The sequence below is a fragment of the Novosphingobium indicum genome (assembly GCF_014645195.1).
GTDB classification, from domain to species: Bacteria; Pseudomonadota; Alphaproteobacteria; order Sphingomonadales; family Sphingomonadaceae; genus Novosphingobium; species Novosphingobium indicum.
In genome coordinates this window covers 67,627-94,262 of sequence record NZ_BMLK01000002.1, presented here as the reverse complement: position 1 = coordinate 94,262, position 26,636 = coordinate 67,627, and the positions used below count along the sequence as shown (strand labels likewise).

Genomic DNA, 26,636 nt, shown 5'->3' with positions numbered 1-26,636 from the left:
TTACCCCAACTTCGCCTTCAGGATCTCGTTCACCACCTGCGGGTTGCCCTTGCCTTTCATGGCTTTCATCGTCTGGCCGACGAAGAAGCCGAACAGGGCTTCCTTGCCCGCCTTGTACTGCTCGACCTTGTCGGCATTGGCGGCGAGGACCTTGTCGACTTCGGCTTCGATCGCGCCGGTGTCGGACTCCTGCTTGAGGCCTTCGCGCTCGACGATCACGCCGGCATCGTCGCCGGTCTCGAGCATGATTTCGAGCACCTGCTTGGCGGCCGAGCCGGAGATCGTGCCCTTGGCGATCAGCGCGAGAAGTTCGCCGCCCTTTTCGGGGGCTACGGGCGATTCCTCGAGGCTGGTGCCAAGCTTGTTGAGCGCGCCGAACAGTTCGGAGATCAGCCAGTTGGCAGCCTGCTTGGCGACGTCTGCAGGCTGCTTGCCGGCTGCCTTGGCGGTCTCGGCCAGCAACAGTTCGAACCAGCGCGCGGTCTCGACGTCGGCGGTCAGCACGCCGGCGTTGTAGGCGGACAGGCCGAGGTCGCTCTCGTAGCGATGGCGCTTGGCGTCCGGCAGTTCGGGCAGCGAATTGCGGCAGTCCTCGAGGAAGGCATCATCGAGTTCGAGCGGCAGCAGGTCCGGATCGGGGAAGTAGCGGTAATCGTGCGCGTCTTCCTTGCTGCGCATCGAACGCGTGGTGCCGCTGGTGGGATCGAACAGGCGGGTTTCCTGCACGATCTTGCCCCCGCTCTCCAGCACGTCGACCTGGCGGTTCGCCTCGTGCTCGATCGTCTGCATGACGAAGCGCACCGAGTTGACGTTCTTGGTCTCGGTACGGGTGCCGAACGGCTCACCGGGCCTCCGCACCGAGACGTTGACGTCGCAGCGCATCGAGCCCTGGTCCATGTTGCCGTCACACGAGCCGACATAGCGCAGGATCGTCCGCAGCTTTGCCACGTAAGCCCCTGCTTCGGCGGGAGAACGCATGTCGGGACGGCTGACGATCTCCATCAGCGCCACGCCCGAGCGGTTGAGGTCGACATAGGACATCGTCGGGTGCTGGTCGTGCATCAGCTTGCCCGCGTCCTGCTCGACGTGGATGCGCTCGATACCGATGGTCTTGGTCGAGCCTTCGGGGTCCTTGTCGTCAAGCACGATCTCGATCGAGCCCTCGCCCACCAGCGGGTGGTAGAGCTGGCTGATCTGGTAGCCCTGCGGCAGATCGGCGTAGAAGTAGTTCTTGCGGTCGAACCGGCTCCACTTGTTGATCTGCGCGTTGATCGCCATGCCGGTGCGCACCGCCTGACGGATGCACTCGCGGTTCGGCACCGGCAGCATGCCCGGCATCGCCGCATCGACCAGCGACACCTGCGAATTCGGCTCCGCGCCGAACGCAGTTGCCGAGCCGGAGAACAGCTTGGAGTTCGACGTGACCTGTGCGTGGACTTCGAGGCCGATCACGACCTCCCAGTCACCGGTTGCGCCCTGGATGCGGTAGGTTGATTCAGTCATTGGTCGGTTCCGGTAATATCAGGTCTAGTTCTGGGAAATAGGAGCGAAAGCGGCGCGGGTCACGCGTAAGTACCCGCGCGTTGCGCGCCGCGGCATGAGCGCCGATCACGAAATCAGGCAGCAGGGCGCCGCGGCGGCCTCCGTTGCGGATCCATGCCTTGAAGGCCTGACCGGCACGGAATGCAACGTCATCCGTCAGCGGCTCGACCGGTATCTGCAGGATATCGAGCATCCGTTGCAGTTCCTCGACCGATACCGCGCGTGCTGCCAGTTCGGCCACGACGATGTGGTTGAAGAACGCGCCTGTGCCCAACGCATCGGCAAGTCCATCCTGCGCCCAGCCATGGAAAGGCGATTCCGGGTCAAGGGCATCGATGGCCACATTGGAATCGACGAAGATCACGCCTGATCGTCGCTCTCGGCGCCGTCGCGCTCGAACGGCTGGATCGGCTCACGGATCATCGCCATGTACTCATCGGTCGACATGCCGGGAAAGGCATCGTTGGCCTTGAAGATCGCCTGCGCCTCTTTCAGCCGGTCGAGGTATTCGGCCTTCCGCCGCTCTTTCTCGGCTACTGTGTCGACCTTGAGAATCCGGGCGTTGCCATCGGCATCGAGTTCGAAGCGCACCGGCTGGCCGGCGACGAGCCCCAGGGCATCGCGGATGTCCTTGGGAACGGTCACCTGCCCCTTGCTGGTAAGGTTGCTCTCGTGCCTCATCGATGAAAGTATTACCCGCTCGAGGTAATACCGTCAATCACCACCACTTGTCCGGCTTGGCCGCAAACCCGGCGCGCTGCTCGATCGCGAGGCCCGCGTTCAGCACGCCCTGCTCGTCGAAGGCCTTGCCGATCACCTGCAGTCCCAGCGGCAGACCCTCGCGGTTCAGCCCGGCCGGGACCGACATCGCCGGCAGGCCCGCCAGCGAGGCAGGCACCGCGAAGACGTCGTTGAGGTACATCTTGAGCGGATCGTCGACGTTCTCGCCAAGGCCGAAAGCCGCGCTCGGTGCGGTCGGCGCCAGGATCACGTCGCATTCGGTGAAGGCGTTCTTGAAGTCATGGCTGATCAGCGTGCGCACTTTCTGCGCCTGCGTGTAATAGGCATCGTAGAAGCCCGCCGAGAGCACGTAAGTGCCGATGAGGATGCGGCGCTTCACTTCGGCGCCGAAACCGGCAGCGCGGGTGGCGGCGTACATATCCTGCAAGTTGGCGCCGTCGGGCAGGTCGCGCAGGCCATAGCGCACCCCGTCATAGCGCGCGAGGTTCGAGGAGGCCTCGGCCGGAGCGATGATGTAGTAGGCGGGCAGCGCATACTTGGTGTGCGGCAGCGAGATATCGACGATCTCCGCGCCCGCTTCCTTGAGCCAGGCGATGCCCTGGTCCCACGACTTCAGGACGTCCTCGTCCATCCCGTCCATGCGGTATTCGCGCGGGATGCCGACCTTCTTGCCCTTCATGTCGGCAGAAAGGTTCGCTTCCCATTCGGGCACCGGCATGTCGAGGCTGGTCGCGTCCTTGGGATCGAAACCGGCCATGGCTTCGAGCATGATCGCGCAGTCGCGCGTGTCGCGCGCCATCGGGCCAGCCTGATCGAGCGAACTGGCGAAGGCGACGACACCCCAGCGCGAGCAGCGGCCATACGTCGGCTTGATGCCGGTGATGCCGGTGAAGGCGGCGGGCTGGCGGATCGAGCCGCCAGTGTCGGTGCCGGTCGCCGCCGGGCACAGCCGCGCGGAGACGGCAGCGGAAGACCCGCCGGAGGAACCGCCCGGCGCCAGCGGAGCATTGCCGCCGTCGTTGCGCTTCCACGGCGAGATCACGTTGCCGAAGTAGCTCGTCTCGTTCGAAGAGCCCATCGCGAACTGGTCGAGGTTGAGCTTGCCGAGCATGCCCGCGCCAGCATCCCACAGCTTCTGGCTGACGGTGCTCTCGTATTCGGGCGTGAAGCCTTCGAGGATGTGGCTGGCCGCGGTCGTCTGCACGCCGTGGGTGGCGAACAGGTCCTTCATGCCGATGGGCACGCCGCCCATCTTGCCCAGCGCCTCGCCCTTGGCGCGCCTGGCGTCGATGGCCTTTGCGGCCTCCACTGCCTTTTCAGGCGTGGCGACGATGAAGGCGTTGAGCGCGTCCTGCGCCGCCGCGACGTTCGCGTTGAAGGCTTCGGCCACTTCGACGGCGGTGAAGTCGCCCTTGGCCACGCCGTCGCGGATGGCTGCTACGCCGAGTTCGGTAATGTCAGTCATGCTGTTTTCCAGCCATTGTATGCCGCTCGTGCTTCGACAGGCTCAGCATGAGCGGGGATAGATTCGTTCTGTTCTTCGACCCGCTCATCCGGAGTGCTGAGCCTGTCGAAGCATCGAAGGATGGGAAAACAGCACGGATCACTCGATCACCTTGGGCACGCCGAAGAACCCGTGCTCAGCCGCGGGCGCATTGGCCAGCACCGCGTCGCGCTTGCCGCCGCCGGTGAGCGGATCGGCATCGATCACATCGTCGCGCAGGCGCAGCGTGTTGGGGATCACGGCAGTCATCGGCTCGATGCCGGTGACGTCGACTTCACCCAGCTGCTCGACCCAGGCGAGAATGCCGTTGAGTTCGGGGACCATCGCCTCAAGCTCACCCTCGGACACCTTGATCCGGGCGAGGCTGGCGATCTTGGCCACGGTTGCGGTATCGACCGACATGGCGTTTCCTCAAAGATGACGGGGCCGACATGCGGCCCCAGAACAGGAAAAGGGCTACCGGCGGGCGCTAGCACCCGCCCGGCACCTCATCAAGCGGCAGCCGTCCAGCGACGGCAGCCTGATCAGGGTTGCGGAGCCGCCCCGGCGCCCTGCTGGGCCTGCATCTGCTGCAGCTGCTGCATGATGCGCTGCTGCTGCTCGATCTCGGCACGGCTCTTGAAATCGAGCAGTTCGATTTCGAAGGTCAGGTCGGTGTTCGCCGGAATGTCGCCCACGGCCTTTTCGCCGTAAGCCAGCTCCGAGGGGATCTCGACCTTGTACTTGCCGCCGCGCTGCATCTGCACCAGCGCCTTGCTGAAGCCGGGAACGACTTCGCCCAGCGCCATCGGCACCTGATCGGCCTGATCGAACACCTTCCCGTCGGGAAGCGTGCCCTTGTAGTTGATGAGCACCACGTCATCCATCGTCGGCGACTCGCCGTTACCGGCAGTCAGCGTCTCGACGTGGACGGTGGGCGGAAGCGCGGCGTAGGCGATACCGCCGGCGGCCAGCGCAACCGCGGCCACACCCAGCCAGATCTTGGTAAGCGCGCCCTTGGCGATCGGCTGCAGCGGGACGCGGGTGATCTCTGTCATCGTCGAAAGACCTCGTAAGGAATTGCCCGGGAAGTGCAGATGCACAAAGGGCGCGGATAGAATTTCCGCGCCCTCATGGCTCAAGCCGGGCCCGCGTTCAAGCGCGAACCCGCGATTTTGAGGGTCCCCACGCAGATGCGCAGGAATCCATTCCTACTTGACGCCGTCGCGCTCGAGACGCTTGCGCTCCAGCTTGCGGGCGCGGCGTACAGCAGCAGCCTTTTCGCGAGCGCGCTTTTCCGAGGGCTTTTCGTAGTGACGACGCAGCTTCATTTCGCGGTAGACACCTTCACGCTGCAGCTTCTTCTTGAGCGCACGAAGGGCCTGATCAACATTGTTGTCGCGAACCATGATCTGCATAAACCGAAACACCTCACAAAACGAATGCGCTAGCCCCACATTCCGACGCGGGGAGCACCTTCATATAAAACACGAAGATACGCCGAATCCCCCTGGGGTCGGCTCGAAGTTGGGCGCCGCTAGCACCGGACGGACGAAAAGGCAAGCAATCTCGCCAGAGAACTTGCCGCACAACATGGTCAACGCCGGGCTGCTGTGGCCTGTTATCTATATAAGGCATTTCGCCGCAAATTTCCAGTTGGGCATGACACACGGCGGAGATTGGAAATCCGCGCATTCGCGGCTAAGGCGGCCTCATGCCCCAACCTTCCTTTCTTGCGGCCTCGCTCTACGTAGCGCTGGGCGGCGGCACCGGCGCCTGGTTGCGCTTTCTTGTAGGCCGCGCCTGGACCGCCATGCTCGGCCCCGTGCGCGCGAGCGAATTTCCCTACGGCACCCTGACGGTGAACGTGCTCGGCAGCCTCTTCATGGGCCTGCTCGTCGGCTGGCTCGCCCGCTTCGGCAGCCATGGTGAAGGCACGCGCCTGTTCCTGGCCATGGGCCTGCTGGGCGGGTTCACCACCTTCTCCTCGTTCAGCCTGGACATCGTGTCGCTTGCCGAGCGCGGACAGCTTGGTCTGGCGGCTTTCTATACCGGCATTTCGGTGATCGCGGGCGTTGCCAGCCTGTTCATCGGCCTCTCCCTGATGCGGCACGTAGGATGAGCAAGCAGAACATGAGCGATTCCGTCCGCCAGTTTACCGTCGACAATGACGACGACGGGGTGCGCCTCGACCGTTGGTTCAAACGCCATCTGCCGCAGGTCGGCTTTGCCATGGTCTCGCGCTGGGCGCGCACCGGGCAGATCCGCGTCGACGGCAAGCGCGCCGATGTCGATACCCGGCTCGAAGCCGGTCAGACCCTGCGCGTGCCGCCGGGCGGCGAGGCAAAACCCGGCGGGAACGCCCCGCGCCCGCGGCGCGAGCTGACCGAGGAGGAGCTGGATCTCGCCGATTCGATGGTGCTGACGCAGGACCGCGCCGCCATCGTGCTGAACAAGCCGCCGGGCCTCGCCACGCAGGGCGGCTCGGGCATGAAGCAGCATGTCGACGGGCTGCTCGATGCCTTTGCCCCCGATGGTCCGCGCCCGCGCCTTGTCCACCGGCTCGACAAGGACACCTCGGGCGTGCTGCTGATCGCGCGCACGCCGGGCAGCGCGGCCTATTTCTCCAAGCGCTTTTCAGGGCGTTCGGCCAGGAAGATCTACTGGGCGCTGGTGGTGGGCGTGCCCAGCATCAACGACGGCATGATCGAACTGCCGCTCGCCAAGCAGCCGGGCACCGGCGGCGAGAAGATGCATGTCGACGAGGAAGGCGGCCAGATCGCGCGCACCCGCTACCGCGTGCTCGACCGCGCCGGCAACCGCGCCGCCTGGGTGGAGCTGCATCCGCTGACCGGCCGCACCCACCAGCTTCGCGTCCACATGGCCGCCATCGGCCACCCCATCGTCGGCGACGGCAAGTACGGCGGGCAGGATGCGTTCCTTTCGGGCACGATCAGCCGCAAGATGCACCTGCACGCGCGCCGCCTGATCATCGACCACCCGGACGGCACCCCGCTCGACGTGACCGCGCCGCTGCCCGAGCACTTCGCCAATTCGATGCTGAGCCTCGGCTTCGACGAGGCGGACGGCGCCGAGCTGCCCCTTGGCCCGCCCGAACCGAGCAAGGCGGACGAGAAGCGAGCCGCCAAGGCCCACGCCAAGGAATACCGCAAGGAACGGCGCGGCGAGCGGCGCAAGCGCAGCGAGAGCCCATCAGGCCGCGTCCGTTCCGGCAAGCCTGGTCCGAAGGGGCCTGGAAAGCCCGGTGGCAAACCGACCGGCAAGGGTCCGCCCAAACCCGGACGCCCCGGCGCGCGCAAGCCCGGCGGCGGCCGGTCGGGAGGCCCGAAAGGCAAGCGCTGATGCATCCCAACCCGCTCTTCCGCACCGAGAACCGCGCGCTGATGGAAGCGCTGGTCGACGAGATCGGCTTCGGCATGATCTTCGCGACCACGCCCGATGGCCCGCGCGTCGCGCATACGCCGGTGCTGTGGACGGGGGACGGGGCGATCCAGTTCCACCTTGCCCGCGGCAATGCGCTCGCCCGCCACCTCAGTGGCATGACTGCGCTCGCCGTCGTCAACGGGCCCGAGGCCTATGTCTCCCCGCGCTGGTATGCCGATGCGGCGCAAGTGCCGACATGGAACTACGTGACGGTGGAAATGGAAGGCCGCGTGCGCCGGATGGACAGCGACGGTCTCGATGGCCTGCTCGAAGCACTCTCCGTCCGTAACGAAGCGCGCATCGCCGAAGGCGAAACGTGGACCATGGACAAGGTGCCGTCCGCCACGCTTTCCAAGCTGAAAGCCGGGATCGTCGGCTTCGAAATGGAAGTGCAGGCCTGGCGCCCGACCTTCAAACTTTCGCAGAACAAGAGCGCGGACGAGCGTGAACGCTTGGCGCTTGGCCTCGATGCGCAAGGCTCGCGCGCCATTGCCCAGCTGATGCGGGATGTCGTCGGATGAAGCTCGCGGTTTTCGATTGCGACGGCACGCTCATCGACGGGCAGGCCTCCATCTGCGAGGCGATGGAGATCGCTTTCGGTGCTTTCGACCTGCCGGCCCCGCCGCGCGGCCAGATCCGCCGCGCCGTCGGCCTCTCGCTGCCTCGCGCGATCCGCGAATTGCTACCGGACAGCACCGAAGAGCAGCAGCACGCCATGGCCGAGGCCTACAAGGACGCCTTCCGCACCGCGCGCACCGAGGGCCGCGTGTCGCAGCCGCTGTTTCCCGGTATCGAGGACACCCTTCGCACCCTGCACGGCAAAGGCTGGACGCTCGGCGTCGCCACCGGCATGTCCGACCGGGGTCTGGCCCACTGCCTTGCCGACAACGGCATAGCAGACCTCTTCGTCACGCTCCAGACCGCCGACCGCCACCCCTCCAAACCGCACCCGGCAATGCTGGAGGAAGCGCTGTTTCAGGCCGGCGCGCTGCCTGAGGAAACGGTGATGATCGGCGATACGGCCTACGACATGCAGATGGCTGTCAGCGCCGGCTGCCGCGGGATCGGCGTCGACTGGGGCTATCACCACCCGCACGAGCTTATTGCAGCGGGCGCCGAAAAAGTCGTCGAGAGCCCTGCCGAGCTTCTGGAATACCTGCTGGCATGATCGGATTCACGCGGAGCCGCGGAAAAGCGGAGACTTCTGGTTCGCGCAAAGGCGCAAAGACGCGAAGGGGAAGTGTTTGCGGCGAAGCCGCTATGACACCCAAGCGTGATCTTCATGCAAACGTCGGAACGGAAAAAGGCGCCTCCGGCGCAGAACCGCCTCTTTGCGCCTTTGCGCCTTTGCGCGAACCCAATCCTTATCTTCTCCGCGACTCCACGCCTCTGCGCGAATCCCAATTCAAAAAGGCATGTCCGGCATGAGCGAGAAAGACCCCGCCGCCGGACGCTTTGCCGCGATCCAGATCACGCGGCTGCTGGGCGTGGCCTGCGTGATCGCGGGCATGCTGATCGCCACCGGCCGCATATTGCCCGGCCTGCCCGACTGGGTCGGCTATCTGCTGATAGGCAACGGGCTGGTGGACATTTTCGTTATCCCCTCCATTCTCGTCAAAAAGTGGCGCACACCGAAATGAAGCGCTTTTACAGGACTGTAACGGTCGATCAGACCGACGATGGCTGGCGCGTGCTGCTCGACGGCCGCCCGATCAAGACTGCCGGCGGACGCCCGCAGGTGGTCCCGACGCAGGCGCTGGCCGAAGCCATGGCAGCGGAATGGGCCGCGCAGGGAGACGAGATCGATCCCGCCCTGTTCCACCTGCGCGATCTCGCTGACTTCGCCATCGATGCCGTTGTCCAGAACCCCGATCAGGTGATCGGCGATGTCCTGCCCTACGCCGAGACCGACACGCTGTGCTACCGCGCCGATCCCGACGAGCCGCTCTATGCGCGGCAGGAAGAAGTGTGGGAACCGCTGGTCGCCCGGTTCGAGGACCGGCTGGGCGTGCGCTTCACTCGCGTGTCGGGCATCGTCCACCGCCCCCAGCCCGAGGCAACGCTAGCCCGGCTGCGCGAGGAACTGGAAGCGCACGATGCCTTCGTGCTCGCCGCACTCAGAATGCTGGCCAGCCTCGCCGCATCGCTGACCATCGCGCTTGAGGCGATCCGGCCCGGCGCCGATGCCGAAGCGCTGTGGAAAGCTGCCGAACTGGAGGCCGACTGGCAGGTCGAGCTGTGGGGCGAGGACTGGGAAGCCGCAGAACGCCGCGCCGCCCGGTTCGAGGCCTTCACGTTGGCCATGCGCATGGCGGCGCTTTCGCGAACGGAGTCGCTCGGGGCGGCATGAAGCTGGTCTTCAGCCGCAAGGGTTTCGACAGCACCGCAGGCGGCGTGCCCTCTCCCATCGTTGACGGCGTGCCCGTCTCGCTGCCGATCCCTGCGCGCGACCGGTCTCGCACCACATTCGCGGACCGCGACCTCGGCGATCTGGTGAAAACGGTTTCGCGCGGCAAGCTGACCGGCGAAGATCTCTGCCATGACGATCCGATGTTCGCCGATGGCTTGTGCTGGTTCGGGCAATGCGGCGCGGCCCAAGGCCATCTGCTCAAGCACGGCGTCGGCCCCGGAGACCACTTCCTGTTCTTCGGCCTATTCGCCGATCCCGTAACCGGCGAGCGCCACCACCGGATCTTCGGCCACATGCGCGTGCTGGCCTGCGGGGCGCCGGATATCGTGGCGCAATCCTCGCACTGGCGCGATCCGCCCCGGCATCACCCCCACCTCGAGGGCGAATGGCCTGCCAACAATGCGTTGTGGTTCGGCACCGGCAGGACCGCTCTGTCGGCGCCATCAGAGTTGCGCCTCACACGCCCTGGTGGGCCGCTCAACCTGTGGGACGTGCCGCCCTGGCTCAAGCGGCGGGGCCTGACCTACCACGACCGTGCTGATCGCTGGATCGGCCGCACCGGGCTCGATTCCGCCAAGCGCGGGCAGGAATTCGTCTGCGATCTCGGCCGCGCACAGGAACCGCGCCGCTGGCTTGAACGCATCGTCGCGCTGATCGAAGGCGCCCAGTAGAGCCAGATGGACAAAAGCCCGCCCCGGACGAACCGGGACGGGCCTCCTGACAGGCAGCGCCGAAGCCCTGCCCATCCTCCTTGAGATCAGAACTTCACGCCGAGAGCGACAACGCCATTGTGACGGCTGAAGTCGGATTCGTAGTTCGAATAGCGGTACTCTGCCTTGAGGAAGAGGTTCTCGCTCAGGTCGTACTGGTAACCGGCTCCGAGACGGAAGCCGTCGCCGTTAGCGCCGTCCGAACCCGAGTTCGTGCCGTCGGTATAAGTCGCGCGGAGGCGGGCATTGGTGTAGCCGCCCAGAACGTAGAGCTTACCCTTGTCGCCAACCGTGGTGCCGAGACGAACGACAGCGGCCAGATCGCGGCCGGTCTTGATGCAAGCCTTGTCACCGGCAGAAATGACGTCGCTGACGCATTCCTTGGTCGTGCTGTCGGCAACGGTACCCTGAATGCCGACGAACATACCGCCCGAAAGGGGCATGTCGTAGCCGGCGGAGATGCCGTAGAGGACGCCTTCATCCGATTCCCCGTCGGCGGAGACAGAATCGAGACCGGTTTCAATCTGAACAAAAGCCTGCGCATTGGCGGCAGCCGGGATCGCGAACAGCGCAAGCGCGCCGCCGATGAGGGCGAACTTCTTCATGAGAACTCCTGCAATATTATTATGCCGTTCCGGCTCAGAGCAGAGCCGGGACGCGCCCCATACAGCCAAGTGACTGCCTGTCAAATATGCAGAAAACCCAATGCCTAAGCAGATCTATATTTGTGGCAATACTGCAACAATACTGACCTGCTAACCCGATCAGAATGTCTCGGATTCAGGGCACTTCAATCGATCTCAGTCCTACTTGCTACAAAGCACAAAAAATAATTCGGCATCAGAGGCTTTACTATCGCAAGGGCGATTCCCATGCGCAGTGCAAAGGGTCAGGCGCCCTGCACCCAGTCCGCGACCTGCCGCGCCACGTCGTTGGCAGCCTGATTGATCGCCGGCCCGACGTACTTGGCCTTCGGTTCCATCACGTTCACAATGGATTCAAAGCGCCTGGTCTTGAGGCTGGCGTCACCCGCACCCTCGCGGAGGATGGCGTCGAAACGCACGACAACGGCCCGCTTCTGCACATCGTAGCCCATTTCCAGCAGGCGGCCGCCAAGCTGCGTCTTGCCCGCCATTTCGAAATCGCCGCCTTCCACGACGAGCCGGTTGGTGCGGGCGCGGAGCGTTTCGGCGAGGAGCGACCGGAACTGGCGGGTCGGCTTTTCGATCCAGCCGGCTTTCTTGAGATAGGCCAGACTGGACGCATCGACGCGCACCGGCACGCGCAGGACGTCGAGGCTGCGGTCAGCCTCCGGGTCCTGCACCACGATCGCTTCGGTGATCGGGCCGCTGGTCGTCGCGCCGGCCGGAGCGGTTTCCTCCGGCGTCAGCCGGAACAGTTCATCGGGGGCCTTACTGCCAAGGCTGAGGCAGCCGGATAGCGCAAAGCAGGAGGCGGCCAGCAGCACGCCCTTGATCATGCCACCCCTGAGAGCACCGGTCTTGTCCGGGGACTTCATCGCTTCTTCCATCATCGTTTCCATCCCGGCAGACATCACGGTTCGTAATCGGGCAGTTTCTGCCCCTTCAGCAGCGCGCCAGCGCCCTGCTCGTCGATCTTCTCGGTCACGTTGCGCAGCGCCTTGCTCGTCGCGCGCAAGTCGCGGATCGCGGCTTCAGCGGCAGGCAGCGTACTTTGCGAAACCTGATCGAGCGCCGGCTGGGCATGCTCCATCGTCTTGTTGAGCTGATCCATCGATTTCTGTGCGGACGCCAGAGTCTGACGCAGCTGCACGGCCAGCGAGTTGCCTTCGCTGCCCAGCAGATCGTCGGCCTTGTCGGCCACGCCCTGGAAGGACGCCAGCGTCTGCGTCGCCTGATCGAGTGTACCCTGCAGTTCCACCAGCGTCCGGCGAATCTCCGGCGTCGCGCTCGAGATATCGCGCGTCATCTTGTTGGTGTTGCGCAGAATGCCGGCGATCGAGTTGCGATTGTCTTCGGACAAGAGCTGATTGAGGTTCTCGGTCAGTGTGGCCAGCCGCTCCATCAGCAGCGGCGCGTTGGAGAGGATCTCGCCCAGACCGCCGGGTTTGGTCGGGATCACCGGCACACCTTCCGGCCCCGGCTCCTTGATCGGCGGCGCGCCTTTGGCCGCGCCTTCGAGCTGGATGTCGGAAACGCCGGTAAAGCTGCCCTGGATGGTCGCCGTGGTGCCGACAGTGACCGGTACGTTTTCATCCACGCGGATGCGCACACGCACGAACTTGGGGTCCTTCGGCCACAGCTCGATCTTCTTCACCTGCCCCACGGGCACGCCTGAGTAGGCGACCTGCGAGCCTTTCGCGAGGCCGTCCACGGACTGCTTGAAGAAGATGTCGTATTCATGCTGCGCGCCTTCATTCAGTCGCGCGATCCACAGCACGAAGGCTGCAAGCGCTGCGAGCAGTATCAGCGTGACGGCGCCTACCCAGACGTGATTGGCCCTAGTTTCCATGCCTTGTGTCCTATGCTCCCGTCATGCCTGCGCTGTCCATGCCCGCACTCTCATCCGATTCCGGCATGGCATCCTCCAACTCGGAGTCGCCTTTGGCTGCCAGCGCTGCCCGGCCACGTGGACCATTGAAATATTCCTGAATCCAGGGGTGATCGAGCGCGAGCAGTTCGGGGATTGTCCCGACCGCGATCACCTGCTTGTCCGCCAGCACCGCCACCCTGTCGCAGATCGCGTAAAGCGTATCGAGATCATGGGTGATCAGGAACACGGTGAGGCCGAGCGTTTCCTTGAGTTCGCGCGTGAGGCTGTCGAACGCGGCGGCACCGATCGGGTCGAGCCCGGCGGTCGGCTCGTCGAGGAACAGCAGCTCCGGATCGAGCGCCAGCGCCCGGGCGAGGCCGGCACGCTTGCGCATGCCGCCCGAAAGCTCGCTGGGATAGTTGAACGCGGCCTTTTCCGGCAGGCCCGACAGGCGCACCTTGAAGCGCGCGATCTCGCTGCGCAGTTCGTCCGAAAGCTCGGGATAGAACTGCTTGAGCGGCACTTCGACATTCTCGCCCACGGTCAGCGTAGAAAACAGCGCGCCGCCCTGGAAAAGCACACCCCAGCGCGAGCGGATGTCGATGTCGTCCTCGTCGTGATCCGCCATCATATCGCGGCCCAGCACGTGGATCTGGCCCGCGGTCGGCTCCTGCAGGCCGATGATCGACCGCATCAGCACCGATTTGCCGGTGCCCGATCCGCCGACAACGCCGATCACCTCGCCGCGCTTCACCTTGAGCGAGAGATTGTCGTGAATGACGTGGCTGCCGAAGGCATTGCGCAGCCCCTCGACGACGATCGGATAATCCTCGTACGCGGGCGTATCGCGGACGTATTCCTCCGGCTCGTTCATGTCCAACCGATCTCCGTGAAGAAGATGGCGAAGAACGCGTCGAGCACGATAACCGTGAAGATGGCGGTGACAACGGCCTGCGTGGTGCGCAGACCGACTTCCTCGGCGCTGCCTGCCACCTGCATGCCCTGATAGCACCCCGCCAACGCCACGATCAGCGCGAAGACCGGCGCCTTGACCAGCCCGACCCAGACGTCGGTGATCGGCACAACTTCCTGGGTCCGCTGCAGGAAGGTCCAGAAGGGAATGTCGAGCGCGAAGTTCGAAATGAAGGCCCCCCCGATGATCGAAAGGACGGCGGAGTAGAACCCCAGCAGCGGCATCATCATCATGGAAGCCAGCACGCGCGGCACGACCAAGGCCTCCATGGGAGAGACGCCGATTGTGCGCATCGCGTCCACTTCCTCGGTCAGCTTCATCGTGCCGATCTGCGCGGCGAAGGCGGAACCCGAGCGGCCCGCGACCATGATCGAGGTCATCAGGATGCCCAGCTCGCGCATGGACAGGCGGCCGGTGAGGTTGATCGTGTAGATCTCGGCGCCGAACTGCTGGAGCTGCACCGCGCCCTGCTGCGCGATGACGATACCGATCAGGAAGCTCATCAGGCCGATGATCCACAGCGAATTGACGCCGACATACTGCATGTGGTGGATCAGCGCCGTGCCCCGCAGCCGCGAAGGATGGCGTGCCACCGTACCGAAGGCGGAAACGGTTTCACCCAGGAAGGCGACCGCTCGCTTGAAACCATACCCCCAGTTGAGCACGACATCGCCGATCTCGGACAGCGTGCGGGTAAAGACGCCCGGAACAGGTTCCGGCTCCGCTTCATGCTCGGTAATGTTGCCGATCGCCGCGAAAAGGCGCCGCGCCTGCTCGCTTTCGCCCACAGTCGCAAGATTGTGCTCGCGCGCGAACGTGCTGACGAGCCAGGCGCCGGTGGTATCGATATCGGTTACGCCCGAAAGGTCGATCCGCTCGAAATTGCCCTCCAGCGCGTTCAAACGCGTGTCGAGATCGCCCAGCGAATAGACGCGCAGGGGCCCCTTCAGCACCAGCGTATGGGCGCTGCCATCGTCGCTTTCCGACAGGGTGAATTCGGCGTATTCCCGCATGTTCTCTCGTATTGAGGCAAAAAGCATGGACCGGCAAGTGGTTCCACCGGCGCGACGAATTGTGTTACAGGGTGTGTCATCGGCCTGATGACAGGGCCTTGCGGCGAAAGCGTGGCACTAGCGTCTTGCGCGCAAACCCGCCCGCTGGCAAAGCCCCGCGCCATGACCGACACAACGCCCGACACCGCGCTAGACAAGACTTTCGACCCCGCCCAGATCGAGGCGAAGTGGTACGCCCACTGGGAAGAGAACGGCCTGTTCCACCCGGAGCGGCCCGACGCGCAGCCCTTCACCATCGTCAACCCGCCGCCGAACGTGACGGGCAGCCTGCACATCGGCCACGCGCTCGACAATACGCTGCAGGACGTGGTGATCCGCTACGAGCGCCTGCGCGGCAAGGATGCGCTGTGGGTGGTGGGTACCGACCATGCCGGCATCGCCACGCAGATGGTCGTCGAGCGCCAGATGGAGGAACGGCAGGACAAGCGCACCAACTACACGCGCGAGCAGTTCGTCGAGAAGGTCTGGGAGTGGAAGCACGAGAGCGGCGGCACCATTACCGGCCAGCTGCGGCGCCTCGGCTGCTCAATGGACTGGAGCCGCGAGCAGTTCACCATGGACCCGCACTTCACCAGGGCGGTGGTGAAGGTCTTCGTCGACCTCTACAATCAGGGCCTGATCTACCGCGACAAGCGGCTGGTAAACTGGGACCCGCGCCTGAAGACCGCGATCAGCGACCTCGAAGTGGAAACGCGCGAGGTTCAGGGCAGCTTCTGGCACTTCAAGTACCCGCTCAGCGACGGCTCGGGCCACATCGTGGTCGCCACCACGCGCCCCGAGACGATGCTGGCCGACATGGCCGTGGCGGTGAACCCGGACGACGACCGCTACAAGGCGCTGCTGGAACGCAAGGCCACCGTCACCCTGCCGATCACCGGCCGCGAGATCCCCATCGTCGCCGACGAGCACGCCGATCCCGAACTCGGTTCGGGTGCAGTGAAGATCACGCCGGGGCATGACTTCAACGACTTCGAAGTAGGCAAGCGCGCCGGGTTCAAGCCCGCCGAGATGCTCAACATGCTCGATGCCGATGCGCACGTCTGCCAGACCGCCGACGGCCTGATCCCCGAACAGTTCCTTGGCGTCGAGCGTTTTGCGGCGCGCGAGATGGTCGTGGCCGAGATGAAGGAACTCGGCCTGCTCATCCCGCACGTCACCAGGGACAAGGAAGGCAACGCGCACGAGCACGACGCAGAGCCGCGCACGATCCAGACGCCCTACGGCGACCGCGGCGGCGTGGTGATCGAGCCCTGGCTGACCGACCAGTGGTACGTCGATGCCGAAAAGCTCGCGCAGGCGCCGATCGAGGCGGTGAAGTCCGGCGCGATCGAGATCGTCCCGAAGACCTGGGAAAAGACCTTCTTCAACTGGATGGAGAACATCCAGCCGTGGTGCGTGTCCCGCCAGCTCTGGTGGGGACACCGGATTCCGGCGTGGTATGGGCCGCGAGTTGTTGATGGCAATGCCAGCTACGATCTTATGTCGCTTACAGAAGACGAGCATTTCGTCGCAGAAGATGTCGAAGGCGCGATTGCCCGCGCAAAAGCGCATTACGGCAACGATCTTGAAATTATCGAGATCAGCGATCCAATTGATGTGGTAAATGCGTCCCTGCAGGGCAAATGGCCGGGAAATCGCATTGGCATCTGGCGCGACCCCGACGTCCTAGACACCTGGTTCTCCTCCGCGCTCTGGCCCTTCGCCACGCTTGGCTGGCCGGACGAGGACGCGCCGCTGCTCCAGAAGCACTACCCCAACGACCTGCTGGTCTCCGGCTTCGACATCCTGTTCTTCTGGGATGCGCGCATGGCGATGCAGGGGCTGCACTTCATGAAGGAAGTGCCGTGGAAGCGGCTCTACCTGCATGGTCTCGTGCGCGCGGCGGACGGGGCGAAGATGTCCAAGTCCAAGGGCAACGTCGTCGATCCGCTGGGCCTCATCGACCAGTACGGCGCCGATGCGCTGCGCTTCTTCATGGCCGCCATGGAAAGCCAGGGCCGCGACGTGAAGATGGATGAGAAGCGCGTCGAGGGGTACCGCAACTTCGCCACCAAGCTGTGGAACGCCGCCCGCTTCTGCCAGAGCAATGGCATTTCTGGCGGCATCGGCAATCAGACCGGTCCCGGCATCGTACCGCAGAGTGCGGTCAACAAGTGGATCATCGGCGAAGTCGTCGAGACGCTGGCCGAACTCGACAAGGCCATGGCCGACCTGCGCTTCGACGCGGCCGCGAACACGATTTACCACTTCGTGTGGGACCAGTTCTGCGACTGGTACATCGAACTGGTGAAGGGCAATTTCGACGACGAGACCAAGGCCGTCGCCGGCTGGGTGCTCGACCAGATCCTCGTCATGCTGCACCCCTTCATGCCCTTCGTCACCGAAGAGCTATGGAGCAAGATGGGCGACCGCGAGGGCTATCCGCTGATCACCGCCAAGTGGCCCGAGCCGGGTGCGAGCGTCGATGCCGATGCCAAGCGCGAAGTCGAATGGCTGATCGCGCTGATCGGCAACTTGCGCGGCGCCAAGGCCGAGCTCGGCATTGCGCCGGGCGCGCGCCTCACGGCCTACCTGGAAACACCCTCGGAAAGCACAAGGGCAATCATCGGGCGCAACGGCACGGCGGTCGACCGCCTCGCTCGCCTCGATGCGATCCACTTCGAAGCAGCCCCGGACGGCCCGGCCATGCAGGTCGGCGCCGGCGATGCGATGCTGACGATCCCGCTCGAAGGCGTGATCGACATCGCCGCCGAAAAGGCCCGCCTCGAAAAAGCCCTCGCCGCCTCGCAGAAGGAAGCCAAGTCGCTCGAAGGCCGCCTGTCGAACCCCAAGTTCGTCGAGAAGGCCAAGCCCGAAGCGGTCGAAAAGGCCCGCGCCGATCACGCGCACCATGCGGCCGAGGCGGAACGGCTGGCTGCTGCGCTGGAACGGCTGGGGTAAAGAGCCTCCGCCAAATCAAAGCACATCGTCGCCCCCGCGAAGGCGGGGGCCCCGCTTTATTCCTCACGAAGCGCCCTGCGGCCAGAAGCGGGGTCCCCGCCTTCGCGGCGACGACGGCAGTTTTTTGATTGAGCGGCAATCTATGCGCTGGCCTCCTCCCCCTTGATGGGGGAGGGATACGCAGGCTTGGCAGCTTGTCTGCCTAGCCGGAGTTGGGTGGGGGTGATATTCGAAGCACCACGCCCTCTCACCCCCTTCCAACTGCGCCTAGGTTCGCTCCGCTCACCAAGGCTTCGTATTCTTCCCCCATCGCGGGGGAAGGTTTAGAGGCAATTTCGTTTTCCTACGCCCGCGGCTTCTGCCAGTGTCGCGGCATGACCGCCCTGCTCCGCCTCGAACCCGCACAAGGTGACAGTCCGGCGCAAGGTGACACCTTTCCCTCTGGACCGTGTAAACCGTGTCAACCTGACGTGTAACCTTGTGACATTATTCCTCGCCACCACCGTTCCGGACGAACCGGAAATTTTCGCCTCGCTGCAGGGCGAAGGCCCCTCGATCGGGCGGCCGAGCACGTTCGTGCGTCTCTCGCGCTGCAACCTTGCGTGCCAGTGGTGCGACACCGCCTACACCTGGCGTTTCGAGGGCGATAACCGCCCCCACCGCGACGAAGCTGCCTTCGAGCGCAAGGCCAACCAGATCACGCTGGATGAAGCGGAAGTTGCCGAGCGCATTGCAACGCTGGCGCCCGACCGGCTGGTGATTACCGGCGGCGAACCGCTGCTGCAGGGCGCAGCACTGGCGCGCATGGTTGCGGAACTGAACGCGCTGCGCCCCGGCATGCACGTCGAGATCGAGACCAATGGCACGGTCGCGCCGCACCCCGCGCTCGATCCGCTGGTGCACCAGTTCAACGTCAGCCCCAAGCTGGCGCACAGCGGCAACCCCGCCGATCTCGCGCTGATCCCCGAGCGCCTTACCGCCTGGGCCGCCGAATCGCGCGCCGTGTTCAAGTTCGTGGTGGCACAGCAGCCGGACCTCGACGAAGTGCGCGCCCTGCAGGAGCGCTATGCTATTCCCGGCGAACGCCTCTTCCTCATGCCCGAAGGCCGCTCCAGCGCTATTCTGCGCGAACGTTCGGCATGGCTGGCGGATTTCTGCGCGCAGAGCGGATGGCGCTTCACCGATCGCTTGCACATCCATCTCTGGGGCGACACGAGAGGCACATGAACGAGGCGTCCCCCATCCCGGCCGGTGAAGACCCGGCAGTCGAAACCGATGCGGCGCGACCGCCGATGAAGGGTGACCTGACGCAGGGGCCGATCCTCAAGACGCTGCTGCTGTTCTCGCTGCCGATGCTGCTTTCGAACGTGCTGCAGACGCTCAACGGCTCGGTCAATGCGATCTGGGTCGGGCGGCTGATCGGCGAAAGCGCGCTGGCGGCCACTGCCAATGCCAACGTCATCATGTTCCTGCTCTATGCCGCCGTGTTCGGCTTCGGCATGGCCACGACCGTACGCGTAGGCCAGCACTTCGGCGCGCGCGATGTGGATGCGGCACGCATGACCTTCGGGTCAGGCACGGGCTTCTGCTTCGCGCTGTCGCTGTTTGTTGCCGGATTGGGCTGGATCTTCGCCGCCGACCTGCTCGACACACTGGGAACACCGGATGCGAGCAAGCTGGAAGCGCTCGCTTACCTGCGCGTGATCTTCATCACCATCCCCTTCGGGGGCATCAACATGATGGTCTCCATGGCGATGCGCGGCGCGGGCGATTCCAAGACGCCGATGTACGCGATGATCCTGACGGTGGTGATCGACGCAATCTTCAATCCGCTGCTGATCATGGGGATCGGGCCGTTTCCGCAGCTCGGCATCGCCGGCTCCGCCCTCGCCACGGCCTGCGCCAACATTGCCGGCATGGTCTACCAGATCTGGCGCATATACGGGCAGGACCTGCCGATGCGGCTGCGCGGCGCCGAGCTGGGCTATGTCCTGCCCCGCAAAAGCGAGCTGCGCTACATCGTCACCAAAGGCCTGCCGATGGGCGCCCAGATGCTGCTGGTCTCATCCGCGGGCCTGATCATGGTCGGCCTGGTCAACCGCGAGGGGCTCAACGCCGCGGCCGCCTACGGTGCCTCGCTGCAGCTGTGGAACTACCTGCAGATGCCCGCCTTCGCGATCTCCACCGCAGTCAGCGCCATGGTCGCGCAATCGCTGGGCGCGGGCGACCATTCACGCGTGGGCAAGGTCACGCTGGTGGGCATGGGCACGAACCTTGCGCTTTCGGTGCTGCTGGCCGCGCTGATCGTCGGGTTCGACCGTCCTCTGCTCACCCTGTTCCTCGGCAGCGGCAGCCCCGCCCTGCCGGTCGCCGAGCACATCCAGCTGATCTGCACGACCTCGTTCGTGATCGTCTCGATCACCATGATCCTGACCGGCACGATGCGCGCCTATGGCGCGGTCGTGGCGCCGCTGGTGATCATGTTCCTGGGGCTCTACCCGGGGCGTCTGGGCTTCTATTTCGTGTCGCGGCCGATGCTCGACAGCGAAGCGGTGTGGTGGGCCTATCCGGTCGGCTCGGTGCTGACCGTGGCGCTGACCCTGGGCTATTACCGCTTCGGCAAGTGGCGCGACGCGTTCAGGATGTAAGGCTGGAGCCGGAAATCACCGGCCCTGCGAGCGCCAGCGCTGGACGGTCCGCAGCACCATTTCCTCTTCCCCGCCGGACTTGCTCCACAAGTCGGTGAACGAGGGGTCGGCCGAGGCCGGGCGCTTGTATTCCTCGAGGTCGTCGAAGGATACGCGGATCGGAATCGCCACGCCCTCGCCGCAGATGATGCATTCGCGGTTGCGCAGGGCGGGAATGGAATCGAGGAAGCCGCGCGCGCCTTCGGGCATCGCGGCACGCACGAAAGCCTGGTCGCGGTCGTTGTTGAGCCGCATCGAGATGATCGTGCCGCACTGCGAGAGCACGCCCTCGGCAAGGTCCGACGGACGCTGCGTGATCAGGCCGAGCGAGATGCCGTACTTGCGGCCCTCCTTGGCGATCCGCGACAGGATGCGGCCGACCGAGGAGCCATCGGCGTTCTTCTCGTTGGGCACGTAGCGGTGCGCTTCTTCGCAGACGAGCAGGATCGGGCGGGTGTTATCCTCGCGCGACCACACGGCGAAGTCGAAGACCAGGCGGCTGAGCACGGCGACGACAGTGCTGGTGATATCGGAAGGCACGCCCGAAACGTCGATGATCGAGATCGGCCGGCCCCGCGAAGGCATCCGGAAAAGCTTGGCGATGAAGTCCGCCATCGTGTCGCCCACCAGCATGCCCGAGAACATGAACTGGTAACGCGGATCGCTCTTGAGTTCGTCGAGCTTGTTGCGGATGCGCAGGTAGGGCGCGCTGGTGTGCCCCTTGTCGAGCTTGCCCATCTCGTTGTTGATGATGTTGGACAGATCCGACAGCAGATAGGGGATCGGGGAATCGACGGTGATCTTGCCCATCTGCTCGGCAAGGCGGTTCTTGGACCGCGCCTCGAGCAGGCACTTGGCGAGGATCTCGGAGTCGATCTGGCGATCGTCCCCGCGCGAGGTCAGCAGGATCTCGCAGTGCTCCTCGAAGTTCATCAGCCAGTAGGGCATCTGCAGGTTGGTGACGTCGAGGATGATGCCGGTGTTGCGGAATGCCGCCGAATATTCGCCGTGCGGATCGACCATGATGACATGGCCTTCGGGCGCATGATCGCAGATGCGGTGCAGGATCAGCGCGGCACTCGTCGACTTGCCGGTGCCAGTCGAGCCGAGCAGCGCGAAGTGCTTGCCGAGCAGCGCATCGACGTAGAGCCCGGCGCGGATGTCCTTGGTGGGATAGACATTGCCGATCTGGATCGCGCTGCGCCCGTCGCTGGCGTAGATCTGGCGCAAGTCGTCGCTGGTGGCCGGATAGACCAGCCCGCCGGACATCGGATAGAACGTCACACCGCGGCGGAAGCCGTGAATCCGCCCGGTCAGACGCTCTTCCTGGCCTTCGCCGAGAAAATCGGCGTCGGCGACGATCCCGCCCGGCACCTTGGCATCCTGCTTCTGGCTGCGCACGCTGGCGAGCAGCCAGCCGTTGTCGACGCGAATCTTTACCTGGCTGCCGACCTGCCCGGAGAGCGCGATGGAAGGATCGGAATTCTTGGAAATCTGGTTGAGACGATCGATGTCGAAGGCAATGCGCGTCCCGGCACCGGTGATCTCGAGAATGACTCCGATCGGTTCGCGACCGTGGTCGGAGCCTCCGGCGGGGCCATTCGTCGGGATTTCGCCCGGACCCGCCTCGCGAGCCGTCTCGAAACCATCATGTCGCATTTGCTTCATTCAACACCAGCATTCCAGACAGTTGCATTCTGCCTAGGGGGCCGGCAGTTAATTTCGTCCTAATGCATGGACAGCCGTCAAATTAATTCAAACGAGTGCAAAGAGGCGCCCCGCCAGCCAGCCCATACCCACCGAAACGATCACGGCGAGCAAGCCATAGGCAAAGCCGTAGTCATCGGAAAAGCGGGCAATCGCCAGTTCGACGCCCTGCTTTCGCACTTCGACCTTGCTGCTGGCGGATGCGACCACGCGGCCTTTCGATATCGCGAAAGTTTCTGCCGTATAGGTCCCGGTAAGAACGCTGGATGGCAGATCGATACGGGCCTGATACAGCACCTGCTCGCTGACCTTCACGCCGCCTTCTTCTTCGCGGTAAAGACCGTTGCTACGGTTGAGATCGACGAGTCCTGCCGAAAAGCGCGCCTGCTCTTCGGGATTGATTGCCCCGATGGGCGAGAGCTGCAGCCACTTCAGACCGAGTTCGTAGATCGCCGCTGTCTTGTCATCGACGATCTCGGAGATCGGCTTGGTGGAGGCGATAGCATAATAGGCAGGCGCGGAGCGGAACTCGGTACTGGCGGCGTTGATCCAGATGCCGGCGATCTGCTGCTTTTCGCGCAGGACAATCGACCGGGTCGGCCCCTTGAGAACCACGACGATATCGTAATCCTGCGCTGCGCGGGAGCCCTCGGGCGTGAGTACGGCCCCGAAAAGCAGCAGTTCGGTACCGGTAAACCCCTGCTGCAGGTTCACTTCGTGCTGCGAGACTTCCGGGACGAGGATCGGGTCGCGCGCGCCAGTCAGGGTAACGAGCGCGAAGAGCGCGAGCAGCGAGGCGAGCCTGCGGCTCACAGCGGGGCCATCGTGAAGATTTCGTCCGGCCTGTACCCCAGCCCCAAAGCCATGCGCGCAGCCACCAGCAAGACGATGGTCGCCAGCAGCAGCCGCAGCTTCACCGGGTTGGCCTTCTGCGAGAACATCGCGCCGATCTGCGCGCCGGTTACCGACCCCAGCAACAGCATGGTGGCCAGAACGATATCGATGGCATGCGTGGTCAGCGCGTGCATCATTGTCGTCGCCATCGTCGTGAACAGGATCTGCCACAAGGACGTGCCGACCACGACATTCGCGCTCATGCCCAGAATGTAGAGCATGGCGGGCACAAGGATGAAGCCACCGCCGATACCCATCAGCATGGTCAGAATGCCGGTGCACATTCCCAGGATGAGCGGCGCCAGCGGCGAGATATAAAGGCCGGAGCGATAGAACCGCCAGCGCATGGGCAGGCTGGCCACCATCGGGTGATGGCGCCGCTTCCTGGCAGCAACGGGAACGCCCGACCGCTCGGCGCGGATCGACTGAATGCTCTCTTTCGCCATCAAACTGCCAATCGAGCCGAGAAGCAGGACATAGAGGATATTGATGACCGTATCGATCTGACCGAGCTTCTCGAGCAGATTGAAAAGCACAGCCCCGATGCCCGTACCCAGAATGCCGCCTGCCACCATGACCGAACCGATCTGGTAGTCGACACCCCCGCGCCGCGAATGCGCGAAAACACCGGAAACGCTTGCACCGGTCACCTGGCTGGCCGCCGAGGCCGCCGCGACCGTGGGCGGGATACCGTAGAAGATCATTAGCGGCGTCGTCAGAAACCCGCCGCCCACACCGAAGATGCCGGAGAGCACCCCGGTGATCGCGCCAAGACCGATGATGATCAGCCCATTGACCGATAGATTGGCGATCGGAAGGTAGACGTCCATTGCTGGGCTCTCGCTACCGCAGCATCGGGCGATAGGAAAGCGGCTATTCAGAAACCTGCGGAAAGAGTGACGGCAGGGCCAGAGCCGGGCTGGGCATTGCCGGCGACACGAAAACGCCAGTCCAGAGCGGCGCGCCCGTACATGCGGTTGCCCAGAGGAAACTCGAGCATCGCCGAAGGCCCTATGTCGAGACGTGCAGCGCCTTTCTGTGCTCCGCCCCAAACGCCGCCGCCGAGGCTTCCCTTTATGGAGCCAAGCTCAAAGAGACCGCGATCCAGCCGGACCTGCCCGTCGGCAAAGGCGGTCGAAAAGCGTCCACCGACATATCCGGCTTGAACATAGGCCTCCGAGCGCAGCTTGCCGGGCAACTGAGCTGGTGGAAGGAGCGTGTAGACGAAAGCAGCGGGTTGAAAGCGCGTGCCCCCGATCTGGTCGGTCATCCGACCTTCAACAGCGGCGATCAGCGGAACGTCGGGAAAAGGGCGGGCCGAAAAGCCAAGCGCTGCCGCGTTTTCGCGCACTTCCCCCAGCGCCGTGGTCGTGCGCGCATAGATCGAAGGCCAGTGTGGACTGGTGCGATCCACCCGGAAACGCATAACAGCGCCGGTCTGGCTGCCGCCATAGGTCGCGGGCAGCACGCCTGGCGAAATTCCCCCGCCTGTTTCCCGGCGCAACAGGGCCCATGTGTCCAGTGACCAGCGGTTGGATTTACGCTGAGCCGCAGGCACGGGAGCCGGGGAAACCGGCTGCGGCGCCGCCACTGGCCGCAACGACCCGAATTCCGGGGCATAGAAGTGCTGCCCGGGATCCGACCACGCCAGACCGTCGAACGGCATGAACATGCGGTCAGATTCCCCCAGGCCCGATCCAGGCCCCCTCCAGATCGTTCGGGAAGCGTGGGGCCTTGCCATGCCTGCTGCAGCGACGGCCGGCGCGGCCGGTGCAAAATAGGGCCCAGTATATCCCCCCACCCCCGGAATGATCTGGCCGGCGATGCTGGCCGGCGGATAGGCATCGCCAAAGTGAGGAAGCACTCTTGCAGGAAGCGACTGCGGCCCCGCCCTGCCATCGATCACGAACCCGACGCTGGATACCGGTTGCTGCCAGGGTTGCGGAAGCGTCGCTGCGGCTGCGTCGGAAAGCCGCGGTGCCTCCCAGTTGATGGCGCGACCGCCGATCCATCCCGCCAGGATGGCGAGAAGTGCCACGAGAGGCTGCCCCTTGATCGTGTTCCCGTTGCTCATCGGCCGTTCTCCCCGCCGGCAGGCGCCAGCACCGGATGTGCACTATGCGTGGTCTTTTCCCACTTGACCGCACCGCCCCTCAGGGTGCGCAGATAGCCCATAAAGGCCCTGCGCCCCGCCATGATCGCGATGAAATTGGCTACCGGGATGCGCAGCAACGCCAGCAGGCCTTCGCCTACGCCATATTCGTAAGCGGTGAAGGCGAACCGCATCACGCTGCGCCATGCAAGGCTCACGAAGCACAAGAACAGCATGCCTTGCAGAAACGGAGACACGGCGAGGTGCGATTGCGCTCCGAGCAGCCACGCAGACGCCAGCAACCCCTCGATCACGACAAGCGCATAGCCACAGGCCAGGACGATCGAGGTCAACGGCCCGCGCCTGTCGCGCAGGGCCATCCACAGATCGGTCAGCCCCCGGCTCCAGCCAAGACGGTCCCAGCCTTGAAAGGCGATCCCGTGAATCCAGCGCGCCTTCTGCCGAACCGAATCCTCCAGCCGCGCCGGAAAGTAGGCGCGTGTCGCGACCAGATCGCCCGTTTCGTCGCGCACGCGCACAAACCGCGAGGAGCCCCCTTCCCGCCAGACCAGAACGCCCAGTTCATAGTCTTCGGTAAGGCACTCGGCCGCGAAGGGTCCCGGGCCGCCTTCCGCTTTCCTTTGCCTGGCTATACCGGCGATAATCTCGCGCGAGAAACCGCAGGCCACCCCGGCGGCAGGAATGGCCGCACCCAAAGCATCGCGCACGACCAAAGATTTCGCATGCGATTCCGTGAACTCGTCGGAATAGTGCCCCGCTACCCATGGTGATTGCGGCTGCGGTTCCGGCCGCACCGGAAGTTGTACGAAATCGACCTTGGAGAGTGCCGAGTCGATCACTGCCAGTTCCGCCGGGTGGACCATGTCTTCAGAATCGTGCAAGACAACGCTCTTGAAGCGATATCCGTATCGTTTCTCATCGTCGCACAGGGCGGTGTAGAGGCGGTTCAGGCAGTCCGCTTTGGTGGTCGGCCCGGCGTTGTCGTGGATCACGATCCGGACACGCGCATCCGCGCCTGTTCCGGACATGGCCGCTGCGATTGTTTCGGGATCGTTGGAATAGCAACCGACGTAGAGAGTGAAGTCATCTTGCCGCCAGACAGACAGCGCATGACGCACGGTATGACCGATCACGTCCGCTTCACGCCACGCGGCGATGAGAATGGCGGCACGCCCGGCGAGTGGCGCTCCAGCTTCTTCACGCGTGATCCGATCAACCTGTGCACGGCCGGTCAGCTTCAGCCATATCCAGCACAGATCGACACCGATATCATCGGCGGCACCAAGCAGGAACCAGAACGCTGCGAACAGCAGAAGTTCCTGTTCAACAAATTGCAGCGCATGAATTGCATACTGTATCGTAAAGGTCGCCGCCACAACGCCCCTTTCCCGTACTTGTACGGTAA

The 26,636-nt window shown here is 64.3% G+C and carries 27 protein-coding genes; 10 read left to right on the top strand and 17 right to left on the bottom strand.

Annotated elements, in window-relative coordinates; genetic code table 11:
• The 7 genes from gatB to rpsU all read right to left on the bottom strand — a co-directional run bounded on the left by gatB (position 1) and on the right by rpsU (position 5,184).
• Positions 1–1,503 carry an Asp-tRNA(Asn)/Glu-tRNA(Gln) amidotransferase subunit GatB gene (gene gatB, locus IEX64_RS02160; RefSeq protein ID WP_188817812.1) on the bottom strand — a complete coding sequence of 501 codons (1,503 nt, stop codon included), beginning with the start codon at positions 1,501–1,503 and terminating at the stop codon, positions 1–3.
• Positions 1,496–1,906, bottom strand: coding sequence for a type II toxin-antitoxin system VapC family toxin (locus IEX64_RS02155; RefSeq protein WP_188817810.1), 411 nt, complete (start codon positions 1,904–1,906; stop codon positions 1,496–1,498). Before IEX64_RS02155 ends, gatB begins: the two co-directional genes overlap by 8 nt.
• Positions 1,903–2,223, bottom strand: a complete 321-nt coding sequence (locus IEX64_RS02150) for an AbrB/MazE/SpoVT family DNA-binding domain-containing protein (protein WP_188817809.1) — start codon at positions 2,221–2,223, stop codon at positions 1,903–1,905. The genes IEX64_RS02155 and IEX64_RS02150 overlap by 4 nt, the downstream gene beginning before the upstream one ends.
• A gap of 37 nt (positions 2,224–2,260) precedes the next feature.
• Entirely contained in the window at positions 2,261–3,748 is a 1,488-nt protein-coding gene (gene gatA, locus IEX64_RS02145; RefSeq protein ID WP_188817807.1) for an Asp-tRNA(Asn)/Glu-tRNA(Gln) amidotransferase subunit GatA, read from the bottom strand.
• 138 nt (positions 3,749–3,886) lie between these two features.
• Entirely contained in the window at positions 3,887–4,189 is a 303-nt protein-coding gene (gatC, locus tag IEX64_RS02140) for an Asp-tRNA(Asn)/Glu-tRNA(Gln) amidotransferase subunit GatC (RefSeq protein ID WP_188817805.1), read from the bottom strand.
• 122 nt (positions 4,190–4,311) lie between these two features.
• Positions 4,312–4,824: an FKBP-type peptidyl-prolyl cis-trans isomerase gene (locus IEX64_RS02135; protein WP_188817803.1), complete on the bottom strand. Its 513-nt coding sequence runs from the start codon at positions 4,822–4,824 to the stop codon at positions 4,312–4,314.
• 153 nt (positions 4,825–4,977) lie between these two features.
• The gene (gene rpsU / locus IEX64_RS02130) at positions 4,978–5,184 is read right to left on the bottom strand and encodes a 30S ribosomal protein S21 (protein WP_039278277.1); all 207 of its coding nucleotides are present in this window, start codon (positions 5,182–5,184) and stop codon (positions 4,978–4,980) included.
• Between the two features lie 296 nt (positions 5,185–5,480).
• On the opposite strand from rpsU, the gene crcB reads away from it, so the two are divergent.
• From crcB to IEX64_RS02095, 7 genes are all read left to right on the top strand, one after another.
• Positions 5,481–5,888 (top strand): fluoride efflux transporter CrcB, encoded by a 408-nt coding sequence (gene crcB / locus IEX64_RS02125; protein ID WP_188817800.1) that lies wholly within the window; start codon positions 5,481–5,483, stop codon positions 5,886–5,888.
• An 11-nt stretch (positions 5,889–5,899) separates the two neighbouring features.
• The gene (locus IEX64_RS02120) at positions 5,900–7,129 is read left to right on the top strand and encodes an RluA family pseudouridine synthase (RefSeq protein WP_373290119.1); all 1,230 of its coding nucleotides are present in this window, start codon (positions 5,900–5,902) and stop codon (positions 7,127–7,129) included.
• A complete protein-coding gene (locus IEX64_RS02115; RefSeq protein ID WP_188817796.1) occupies positions 7,129–7,731 on the top strand; it encodes an FMN-binding negative transcriptional regulator in 603 nt (200 codons plus the stop codon). Before IEX64_RS02120 ends, IEX64_RS02115 begins: the two co-directional genes overlap by 1 nt.
• On the top strand, positions 7,728–8,378 hold the full coding sequence (locus IEX64_RS02110) for an HAD-IA family hydrolase (RefSeq protein ID WP_188817794.1): 651 nt from the start codon (positions 7,728–7,730) through the stop codon (positions 8,376–8,378). Before IEX64_RS02115 ends, IEX64_RS02110 begins: the two co-directional genes overlap by 4 nt.
• Before the next feature lie 256 nt (positions 8,379–8,634).
• Positions 8,635–8,850 carry a hypothetical protein gene (locus tag IEX64_RS02105; protein WP_188817792.1) on the top strand — a complete coding sequence of 72 codons (216 nt, stop codon included), beginning with the start codon at positions 8,635–8,637 and terminating at the stop codon, positions 8,848–8,850.
• Positions 8,847–9,560, top strand: coding sequence for an ATP12 family chaperone protein (locus tag IEX64_RS02100; RefSeq protein WP_188817790.1), 714 nt, complete (start codon positions 8,847–8,849; stop codon positions 9,558–9,560). The genes IEX64_RS02105 and IEX64_RS02100 overlap by 4 nt, the downstream gene beginning before the upstream one ends.
• Positions 9,557–10,291: an Nmad3 family putative nucleotide modification protein gene (locus IEX64_RS02095; RefSeq protein WP_188817788.1), complete on the top strand. Its 735-nt coding sequence runs from the start codon at positions 9,557–9,559 to the stop codon at positions 10,289–10,291. The genes IEX64_RS02100 and IEX64_RS02095 overlap by 4 nt, the downstream gene beginning before the upstream one ends.
• Positions 10,292–10,377: 86 nt before the next feature.
• Here the strand turns inward: IEX64_RS02095 and IEX64_RS02090 are convergent, their stop codons facing one another.
• The 5 genes from IEX64_RS02090 to IEX64_RS02070 form a co-directional block, all read right to left on the bottom strand.
• Positions 10,378–10,935 carry an outer membrane protein gene (locus tag IEX64_RS02090; RefSeq protein WP_188817786.1) on the bottom strand — a complete coding sequence of 186 codons (558 nt, stop codon included), beginning with the start codon at positions 10,933–10,935 and terminating at the stop codon, positions 10,378–10,380.
• A gap of 284 nt (positions 10,936–11,219) precedes the next feature.
• Positions 11,220–11,885: an ABC-type transport auxiliary lipoprotein family protein gene (locus IEX64_RS02085; RefSeq protein WP_308422580.1), complete on the bottom strand. Its 666-nt coding sequence runs from the start codon at positions 11,883–11,885 to the stop codon at positions 11,220–11,222.
• The gene (locus IEX64_RS02080; protein WP_188817784.1) at positions 11,885–12,823 is read right to left on the bottom strand and encodes an MlaD family protein; all 939 of its coding nucleotides are present in this window, start codon (positions 12,821–12,823) and stop codon (positions 11,885–11,887) included. The genes IEX64_RS02085 and IEX64_RS02080 overlap by 1 nt, the downstream gene beginning before the upstream one ends.
• Positions 12,824–12,833: 10 nt before the next feature.
• Positions 12,834–13,718, bottom strand: coding sequence for an ABC transporter ATP-binding protein (locus IEX64_RS02075; protein ID WP_188817782.1), 885 nt, complete (start codon positions 13,716–13,718; stop codon positions 12,834–12,836).
• Positions 13,715–14,830 (bottom strand): ABC transporter permease, encoded by a 1,116-nt coding sequence (locus IEX64_RS02070; protein WP_188817780.1) that lies wholly within the window; start codon positions 14,828–14,830, stop codon positions 13,715–13,717. The genes IEX64_RS02075 and IEX64_RS02070 overlap by 4 nt, the downstream gene beginning before the upstream one ends.
• 162 nt (positions 14,831–14,992) lie before the next feature.
• Here IEX64_RS02070 and IEX64_RS02065 point away from each other — a divergent pair, with 162 nt between their 5' ends.
• The 3 genes from IEX64_RS02065 to IEX64_RS02055 all read left to right on the top strand — a co-directional run bounded on the left by IEX64_RS02065 (position 14,993) and on the right by IEX64_RS02055 (position 20,478).
• Positions 14,993–17,830 carry a valine--tRNA ligase gene (locus tag IEX64_RS02065; RefSeq protein WP_188817778.1) on the top strand — a complete coding sequence of 946 codons (2,838 nt, stop codon included), beginning with the start codon at positions 14,993–14,995 and terminating at the stop codon, positions 17,828–17,830.
• A gap of 480 nt (positions 17,831–18,310) precedes the next feature.
• Positions 18,311–19,057 (top strand): 7-carboxy-7-deazaguanine synthase QueE, encoded by a 747-nt coding sequence (locus tag IEX64_RS02060; RefSeq protein WP_188817775.1) that lies wholly within the window; start codon positions 18,311–18,313, stop codon positions 19,055–19,057.
• Positions 19,054–20,478 carry an MATE family efflux transporter gene (locus IEX64_RS02055; protein ID WP_188817773.1) on the top strand — a complete coding sequence of 475 codons (1,425 nt, stop codon included), beginning with the start codon at positions 19,054–19,056 and terminating at the stop codon, positions 20,476–20,478. The genes IEX64_RS02060 and IEX64_RS02055 overlap by 4 nt, the downstream gene beginning before the upstream one ends.
• 15 nt (positions 20,479–20,493) lie before the next feature.
• Here the strand turns inward: IEX64_RS02055 and IEX64_RS02050 are convergent, their stop codons facing one another.
• The 5 genes from IEX64_RS02050 to IEX64_RS02030 all read right to left on the bottom strand — a co-directional run bounded on the left by IEX64_RS02050 (position 20,494) and on the right by IEX64_RS02030 (position 26,607).
• The gene (locus tag IEX64_RS02050) at positions 20,494–22,185 is read right to left on the bottom strand and encodes an ATP-binding protein (RefSeq protein ID WP_188817771.1); all 1,692 of its coding nucleotides are present in this window, start codon (positions 22,183–22,185) and stop codon (positions 20,494–20,496) included.
• A gap of 87 nt (positions 22,186–22,272) precedes the next feature.
• Positions 22,273–23,037, bottom strand: coding sequence for a TIGR02186 family protein (locus IEX64_RS02045; protein ID WP_188817769.1), 765 nt, complete (start codon positions 23,035–23,037; stop codon positions 22,273–22,275).
• Positions 23,034–23,948 carry a sulfite exporter TauE/SafE family protein gene (locus tag IEX64_RS02040; RefSeq protein WP_188817767.1) on the bottom strand — a complete coding sequence of 305 codons (915 nt, stop codon included), beginning with the start codon at positions 23,946–23,948 and terminating at the stop codon, positions 23,034–23,036. Before IEX64_RS02040 ends, IEX64_RS02045 begins: the two co-directional genes overlap by 4 nt.
• A gap of 47 nt (positions 23,949–23,995) precedes the next feature.
• Positions 23,996–25,192, bottom strand: a complete 1,197-nt coding sequence (locus IEX64_RS02035; RefSeq protein WP_188817765.1) for a hypothetical protein — start codon at positions 25,190–25,192, stop codon at positions 23,996–23,998.
• The gene (locus IEX64_RS02030; RefSeq protein ID WP_229710019.1) at positions 25,189–26,607 is read right to left on the bottom strand and encodes a glycosyl transferase family protein; all 1,419 of its coding nucleotides are present in this window, start codon (positions 26,605–26,607) and stop codon (positions 25,189–25,191) included. The genes IEX64_RS02035 and IEX64_RS02030 overlap by 4 nt, the downstream gene beginning before the upstream one ends.
• Between the last annotated feature and the right edge of the window lie 29 nt (positions 26,608–26,636).